Source organism: Monashia sp. HAY1-2A (genome assembly GCF_056755315.1).
On the sequence record NZ_JBNDHY010000188.1, the window covers coordinates 1 to 7,884 of the forward strand.

The window sequence follows — 7,884 nt, forward strand, 5'->3', positions numbered from 1 at the left end:
CCCCCCCAGATTACTACGCGTCTCGTGGGCTCGGAGATGTGTATAAGAGACAGGTCATGCCCCGGCGCGGCCACCGGCGCGTCAGGGGCCAGGTGCCGGGCGGCGCCGCGACGTCCCGCGGGGGCTCACTAGGCTCGTGGAGTGGCCACCCTGAGCGAGCTCCTGCGCGGACGCACCGACCTGCCGGACCATGACGTCGAGTGGTTGCAGCTGCTCGTCGGCGACTGGCAGCTGGTGGCCGACCTGTCCTTCGCCGACCTCGTCCTGTGGGTCCGCTCGGTGGGTGACCGCTGGGAGGCCGTCGCCCACGTGCGCCCGACCACCGGCCAGCTCGTCTTCGTCGACGACCAGGTCGGACGGGTCGCCGACCCGGGACGCACCCGTGACCTGCTCGACGAGGCCGCCGCCGAGCAGCGCATCCTGCGGGTGCGACAGGTCGTCGTGCAGCACGAGCAGGGACCTGACCAGTCGGTGCGCGAGGAGTACATCCCCGTCGTGCGCGGTGGCCACGTCGTCGCCGTCATGACCCGGCACACGAACCTCTGGACGACGCGGACCCCGAGCCGCCTCGAGCTGACCTACCTGGCCACCGCCGACGCCCTGTGCCGGATGATCACGGGCGGCGAGTTCCCCCACGGCAGCGCCCCCACCGGGCTGCGCCGCGGCGCCCCGCGCGTCGGTGACGGCGTCATCCGCCTCGACGTGGACGGAGTCGTCACCTACGCGAGCCCGAACGCCGTCTCGGCCTTGCACCGCCTCGGTCACCTCGGCGAGGTCGTCGGCGCGAGCCTCGCGCAGATCGTCACCGACAACGTGCGCGAGTCGTACCCGGTCGACGAGGGGCTGCCGCTGGTCGTCACCGGCCGCCAGCCCTGGCGGACCGAGGTCGTCGCCGGTGGCACGACGGTGTCGATGCGCGCCATCCCGCTCACCGAGGCCGGTCAGCGGTTCGGAGCCATCGTGCTCCTGCGCGACGTCGGCGAGCTGCGCCGGCGCGAGCGCGAGCTGATGACCAAGGATGCGACCATCCGCGAGATCCACCACCGGGTCAAGAACAACCTCCAGTCCGTGGCGGCGCTCCTGCGGCTCCAGGCGCGTCGCGTGCCGCAGGGTGAGGCGAGGGTCGCGCTCGAGGAGGCCGAGCGTCGGGTCGGCACCATCGCGATGGTCCACGACCAGCTGAGCCAGGGGTTCGACGAGACCGTCGACTTCGACGCGATCGCCCAGCGCGGCCTCAACGCCGTCGTCGAGGTGGCGGCGAACGGGGCACCGGTGCGAGCCGCCACCGAGGGCTCCTTCGGCAGCATCCGTGCCGAGGACGCGACGGCGCTGGCCATGATCATGAGCGAGCTGGTGCAGAACGCCATCGAGCACGGCCTCGGTGACGCCGGGGGACAGGTGCGCATCCACGTCGACCGGCAGACCGACGAGCGGGGCAGGTCCATGGTCGTCGTGTCGGTGGAGGACGACGGCAAGGGCATCGACCCGGCCCGGCGTCCCGGCTCGGGCCTCGGCACCCAGATCGTCCAGTCCCTCGTGGCCGACCTGCAGGGACGCATCACGTGGGAGCCACTGTTCCCGCACGGCACCCGCGCGCGGTTCACCGCGAGCCTGCGGCCCCTCGACTGAGGCCGGGCCTCCTCGACCGGAGCAACGAAAAGCCCGGCGACCGTGAGGTCACCGGGCTCGCGTCGGGTGCGATGAGGGTGGTCGCCGGCTTCAGCCCGCTCGACGGGCGCGCGCGTTGCGACGCTTGAGCGCTCGGCGCTCGTCCTCGGAGAGGCCGCCCCAGACGCCGGCGTCCTGGCCGGTCTCGAGCGCCCACTTGAGGCAGGTGTCGATGACGGGGCAGGTCCGGCACACGGCCTTGGCCTCCTCGATCTGCAGGATGGCCGGGCCGGTGTTCCCGATCGGGAAGAACAGCTCGGGGTCGGCATCCAGGCAGGCAGCGCGGTCGCGCCAGTCCATGCGGATCTTGCTCCTTCAGGTTGGTTGCGGCAGGCAGGAACGGGGTGCCGTCCTGCTGCAGGTCTCGGGCGCCATCGTCATTGTCGGTGCCTGGGTCTCGGCGGAGGTGGTCCAGGGGGTCACCCCCTGACCAACGACGACGCGCACGAAGGTGTTCCGTACGCGTCGAGGCCGTGAACCAGTGTGACCGACATCCATGTCCGTGTTCAACGCCGCGGGCGCAGATCACACCAAGGAAAGATCTTATCGGCAGATCCCTCCCAGTTCCAGACCGGTCCACCGGGCGTGACCGACGGCTCGGTACGCTTCGCCCGTGAGCGCCGCCCCGACCCCGCCGTCACGGCCAGTGGCCACCACCGTCGGACCCGCTCGGCTGGCTGGCGTCCTGACCCTCCTCGAGGCGCTCGTCGTCGTCGGCTTCGCGGCCTTCTACGGCTACGAGATCGCGGCCGGCGCGACCGCCACCGTGACGACGGCGGTGACCTCGGGCCTGCTCATCCTCGTCTTCGGCGCGGGCCTCGGCGCCCTGGCCCGAGGCTGGTTCCGGGCCGCGGACTGGCCGCGCACGCCGACGCTGCTGTGGAACGCCCTGCTGCTGCCCGTGGCCTGGTCGCTGCACGACTCGGGCCGGACGCCGCTGGCGCTCGGCGTCGCCGCGATGGCGCTGGCCAGCATCGGCGCGGCGCTGGCCTCACCGATGCGTCGCGGCCCGGGCGCCGAGCCGGACGGCCCGGACGAGACCGGCGAGCCCGACGAGACGGACAAGCCCGACGGCTCCGACGGCTCCGAGGGCTCGGGCGGGCGCGGCGGACGACCCGTCAGCTGAGCGAGAGCCAGTCGTTCCAGCCGTTGTGGAGCACGAGCCACGCGATGAGCCCGTAACCGGCCTGGCCGGGGTGGGCACGGTCGGGGCTCGCGGCGAGGTCGGCCATCCACTGGTCGTGCGTGACGAGCGGGCGGAAGCAGTCGACGTAGGTGATGCCGCGCCGCGCGCACACGTCCGCCTGTGCCTCGGCGAGCGCCTCCAGGCGCCGGTTGAGCTCGGCGTCGAGGCTCGGGGCCAGGCCCACGACGAAGACGCCGATGCCGGCGTTCGTCGCCTCGTCGAGGATGTTGGCGAGGTTGAGCCGCGAGCGGGCCATCGTCATGCCCGACACGACGTCGTTGGTGCCGACCGACAGCACGAGGCGGCGCTCGCCGCGGCCCTTCCAGCGTGGATGGCACTCGGCCCCCCAGCGGGCCACGACGTCACCGGAGGTGTTGCCCCGGACGCCGAGGTTGTAGGCGGTGAGGTCGAGGTCGGGGTGCTGCGTCCGCGCGACGACGCGGCCGACCCAGCCGAGGCCCTTCGGGTCGCCGTAGCCGGCGGTCATCGAGGCGCCGACGAAGACCATGCCGACGTCGCGGACGCCCTCGGTGACGGTCAGCTCGGCGCTCGGCGTGTAGTACGGCGCCTCCTCGGGCGCGGCCGGCTCGTCCGGCGGCGACGGCGTCGGGTAGCGGTTCGGCGTCGAGTCGGTGAACTGGGTGTGCGACGAGGGGTAGGCCGGGCCCACGCCGTAGGGGTCTCGGGTGTCGCTGTCGCTGCTGTCGCTCACGGGTCAGTCCTCGTCGTCGTCCAGCCGGGCGAGCCAGGTGGCCAGGCGCTCGACCGGCACCTCGAACTCGGGGTTGAGGTCGACGAAGAGGCGCAGCTGATCGGCGAGCCACTCGAGGGTGACCTCCTCCTCGCCGCGTCGAGCCGCCAGCTCCTCGATGCCCCGGTCGGTGAAGTACACGTGGGGAGGTTATCGCGTCCGTCGCGGGCGTCGGCGCAGGCGGGCCGAACAGCCGCGAGGACCCCCGCCACGGATGGCGGGGGTCCTCGGACGGGGGAGCGTCGTGAGGTGCCGGCTCAGCGGTCGAACGCCCGGGCCAGCAGCTCGGCCTGCTCGCTCGCGTGCTTCTTCGACGAGCCGGTCGCGGGCGACGCGGCGGCCTTGCGGGCCACGACCCGCCAGGGACGGTTCTCGCCCATCTCGCAGAGGTCCTCGTGCAGCCACTGGGCCATGAGCGGCCAGGCACCCTGGTTGCGCGGTTCGTCCTGGACCCAGACGAGCTCGGCGCCGGGGTAGCGGGCGGCCGCCTCCTTGATCTCCTTCTCGGGAATCGGGTAGAGCTGCTCCACGCGGATGATGGCCGTCGAGCGGTCACCGCGCTTCTCGCGCTCGGCGTCGAGCTCGTGGACGACCTTTCCGGAGGCGAACAGGACGCGCGTGACGTCACCCGTCACGCCCTCGTGGTCGGCGAGCACGGGCCTGAAGCCGCCGGTCGTGAACGCCTCGACGTCGCTGGCCGCCGCCTTGCTGCGCAGCATCGACTTCGGGGTGAAGACGACGAGCGGCGTGCGCGGGCGGTTGTAGGCCTGCCGGCGCAGGAGGTGGAAGTAGGACGCGGCGGTCGAGGGGTACGCGACCGTCATGTTGTTCTCGGCGCACAGCTGCAGGTAGCGCTCGATGCGCGCCGAGCTGTGGTCGGGCCCCTGGCCCTCGTAGCCGTGCGGCAGAAGGAGCACGACCGAGCTGCGCTGGCCCCACTTCTGCTCCGAGCTGGAGATGAACTCGTCGACGATCGTCTGGGCGCCGTTGGCGAAGTCGCCGAACTGGGCCTCCCAGAGCACGAGCGCGTCGGGCCGCTCCACCGAGTACCCGTACTCGAAGCCCATGGCCGCGTACTCGGACAGCAGCGAGTCGTAGACCCAGAAGCGGGCCTGGCCCTCGCCGAGGTAGAGCAGCGGGGTCCACTCCTCCGCGTTGTCCTTGTCGATGAGGACCGCGTGCCGCTGCACGAACGTGCCGCGCCGGCTGTCCTGACCGGCAAGGCGCACCGGGGTGCCCTCCTTGAGGAGCGTGCCGAAGGCGAGCAGCTCGGCCATCGGCCAGTCGATGCCGCCCTCGTGGACCATCTTGGCGCGCTTGTCCATGAGCTGCTTGAGCTTCGGGTGGATCGTGAAGCCCTGCGGCGGGTTGGCGAAGCTCTCGCCGATGTGGACGAGCTCGCCGGCCGGGACACCGGTGTCGGTGGCCGAGCGCACGGGGCGGGCGTCGTCCTGCACCTGGGCGGTGGGTCGCTCGAGGCCGGCGTTGTCGGGCGCGTCGCTGTCGGCGTCGGCCGGGGCTGCCGCGGGGGGCGCTGCGGCCGCGCTCTTCTTGGCCTCGCGCGTCTCGATGAACACCCGCTCCAGCTGCTGCTGGTAGTCGCGCAGTGCCGCCTCGGCGTCCTCGACGCTGATGTCACCGCGGCCGATGAGCGACTCGGTGTAGAGCTTGCGCACCGAGCGCTTGGCCTCGATGAGGTTGTACATGAGCGGCTGGGTCATCGACGGGTCGTCGCCCTCGTTGTGGCCGCGCCGGCGGTAGCAGATCATGTCGATGACGACGTCCTTGTTGAACGCCTGGCGGAAGTCGTAGGCGAGCTCGGCGACGCGGACGCACGCCTCGGGGTCGTCGCCGTTGACGTGGAAGATCGGCGCCTGGATCATCCGCGCGACGTCGGTGGCGTACACCGACGAGCGTGAGCTGCTCGGCGAGGTGGTGAAGCCGACCTGGTTGTTGATGACGACGTGGATCGTGCCGCCGGTGCGGTAGCCGCGCAGCTGCGACAGGTTGAGCGTCTCGGCCACGACGCCCTGGCCCGCGAACGCGGCGTCCCCGTGCAGGAGGACCGGCAGGACGGTGAAGGCCTCCCCGGCGAGGTTGAGCCGGTCCTGCTTGGCCCGGACGATGCCCTCGAGCACCGGGTTGACGGCCTCGAGGTGCGAGGGGTTGGCCGCGAGGTACACCTTGGTCTTGCTGCCGTCCTCGGCGACGAACTCGCCCTCGGTCCCGAGGTGGTACTTGACGTCGCCCGAGCCCTGCACCGACTTGGGGTCCTGGGTGCCCTCGAACTCGCGGAAGATCTGCCCGTAGGACTTGCCGGCGATGTTGGCCAGGACGTTGAGGCGACCGCGGTGCGGCATGCCGATGCAGACCTCGTCGAGGTCCTCGCTCGCCGCGCGGCACAGGACGCGGTCGAGGAGCGCGATGACCGACTCGCCGCCCTCGAGGGAGAAGCGCTTCTGGCCGACGAACTTCGTCTGCAGGAAGGTCTCGAAGGCCTCGGCGGCGTTGAGCCGACGCATGATCCGCATCTGCTCGTCGCGGCTGGCCTTCTCGTAGGGCCGCTCGACCTTGTCCTGGATCCACTTGCGCTGCTCGGGGTCCTGGATGTGCATGTACTCGATGCCGACGGTTCGGCAGTACGAGTCGCGCAGGATGCCGAGGATCTTGCGCAGCTTGAGGAACGGGACGCCGCCGAACCCGCCGGTGGCGAAGGTGCGGTCGAGGTCCCACAGCGTCAGGCCGTGGGTCGTGACGTCGAGGTCGTGGTGGCGACGCTGCTTGTACTCGAGCGGGTCGGTGTCGGCCATGAGGTGGCCGCGGACGCGGTAGGCGTGGATGAGCTCCTGGACACGCGCGACCTTGTTGATGTCGTCGTCGTGCGAGGAGTCGATGTCCTGGATCCAGCGGACGGGCTCGTAGGGGATGCGCAGCGACTCGAAGATCTCGTCGTAGAACGCGTTCTTGCCGAGGAGCAGCTCGTGGATGATGCGGAGGAACTCGCCGCTCTGGGCGCCCTGGATGATCCGGTGGTCGTAGGTCGAGGTGAGCGTGAGGATCTTGCTCACCGCGTTGCGGTTCAGCGTCTCGTTGCTCGCGCCCTGCCACTCGGCCGGGTACTCGAGGGCACCGACGCCGATGATGGCGCCCTGGCCCTTCATGAGGCGCGGCACCGAGTGGACGGTGCCGATGCCACCGGGGTTGGTCAGCGAGATCGTCGTGCCCTGGAAGTCCTCGACGGTCAGCTTGTTCCCGCGTGCCTTGCGGACGAGGTCCTCGTAGGCGGTCCAGAAGTGGACGAAGTCCATCTCCTCGGCCGACTTGATCGAGGGGACGACGAGGGTGCGGCTGCCGTCCGGCTTGGCGAGGTCGATGGCCAGACCGAAGTTGACGTGTGCCGGGCGCACGAGCGCGGGCTTGCCCCCGACGTCGGTGAAGCCGTTGTTCATCTCGGGCATCAGGGCGATGGCCTTGACCATCGCGAACCCGATGAGGTGGGTGAAGCTGACCTTGCCGCCGCGGGAACGGGCCAGGTGGTTGTTGATGACGACGCGGTTGTCGATGAGCAGCTTGGCCGGCACGGCACGCACGCTCGTGGCCGTCGGGACCGTCAGCGAGGTCTCCATGTTGGCCACGACGCGCGCGGGCGCACCCCGCAGCGGGATGACCTGGTCCTCGTTGACCGGGCCGGTCTCCTTCACGGCGGGGATGTCGCGCGGCTTCGGGGCCTCGGCTGCCGGCTCTGGCTTGGGCTGCGTCGTGGGCTCGGCCTTGGCGTCGGTCTTGGGCTCCGCCTTGGCTTCGGGCTTGGTGTCGGGCTTGGTGTCGGGCTTGGTGTCGGGCTTCGGTGCCGCCGGCTTGGTGGCGGGGGCCGCCTGACCAGCGGCCGGGGCAGGCGCGGCCGTGCGGTTCGTCGCGCCGTTGGCCGGCGTGGCGGCCTGACCCGTCGGGTGGGACGTCGCACCGTTGGCGTCCGTGTCACCGGGTCGGTAGTCCTCGAAGAACCCCCACCAGGCCTTGTCGACGGACTCCTTGTCCGTCAGGAACTGCTGGTAGAGCTCGTCGACGAGCCATTCGTTCGGACCGAATGCTGCGATCGGGTCTCCGGACGTGGACTGATCGGACACGGCGAATGCGCCTCTTTCGTTGGCTTGGGTGCGTCGGTGCCTAACAGGGGTCAAGCCTAGCCCCGCGCGCTCCGATACCGGACCCGAGCCGGGATGTCGAACCGGGATCCCGACGAGGCGTTGGTCACGTCGGGCCGGGGCCCGGCCCGACG

Annotated in this window: 6 protein-coding genes; 2 read left to right on the forward strand and 4 right to left on the reverse strand. The window is 71.0% G+C overall.

The features are described from left to right. Nucleotides 1-141 precede the first annotated feature (141 nt). Nucleotides 142-1,629 carry a sensor histidine kinase gene (locus tag ACPYOM_RS19610; protein WP_481342953.1) on the forward strand — a complete coding sequence of 496 codons (1,488 nt, stop codon included), beginning with the start codon at nt 142-144 and terminating at the stop codon, nt 1,627-1,629. 90 nt (nt 1,630-1,719) lie between these two features. Here ACPYOM_RS19610 and ACPYOM_RS19615 read toward each other — a convergent pair whose 3' ends face one another. Beyond that, nucleotides 1,720-1,968, reverse strand: coding sequence for a WhiB family transcriptional regulator (locus tag ACPYOM_RS19615; RefSeq protein ID WP_013493302.1), 249 nt, complete (start codon nt 1,966-1,968; stop codon nt 1,720-1,722). A gap of 313 nt (nt 1,969-2,281) precedes the next feature. Between ACPYOM_RS19615 and ACPYOM_RS19620 the strand changes: the two genes are divergently transcribed. Then, entirely contained in the window at nt 2,282-2,794 is a 513-nt protein-coding gene (locus ACPYOM_RS19620) for a hypothetical protein (protein ID WP_481347240.1), read from the forward strand. Here ACPYOM_RS19620 and ACPYOM_RS19625 read toward each other — a convergent pair. From ACPYOM_RS19625 to ACPYOM_RS19635, 3 genes are all read right to left on the reverse strand, one after another. Then, the gene (locus ACPYOM_RS19625) at nt 2,787-3,566 is read right to left on the reverse strand and encodes a GDSL-type esterase/lipase family protein (protein WP_481342951.1); all 780 of its coding nucleotides are present in this window, start codon (nt 3,564-3,566) and stop codon (nt 2,787-2,789) included. The genes ACPYOM_RS19620 and ACPYOM_RS19625 overlap by 8 nt on opposite strands. Before the next feature lie 3 nt (nt 3,567-3,569). Next, entirely contained in the window at nt 3,570-3,746 is a 177-nt protein-coding gene (locus tag ACPYOM_RS19630; RefSeq protein WP_481347241.1) for a DUF6104 family protein, read from the reverse strand. Between the two features lie 116 nt (nt 3,747-3,862). Beyond that, nucleotides 3,863-7,732 carry a multifunctional oxoglutarate decarboxylase/oxoglutarate dehydrogenase thiamine pyrophosphate-binding subunit/dihydrolipoyllysine-residue succinyltransferase subunit gene (locus tag ACPYOM_RS19635; RefSeq protein WP_481347242.1) on the reverse strand — a complete coding sequence of 1,290 codons (3,870 nt, stop codon included), beginning with the start codon at nt 7,730-7,732 and terminating at the stop codon, nt 3,863-3,865. Nucleotides 7,733-7,884 lie beyond the last annotated feature (152 nt).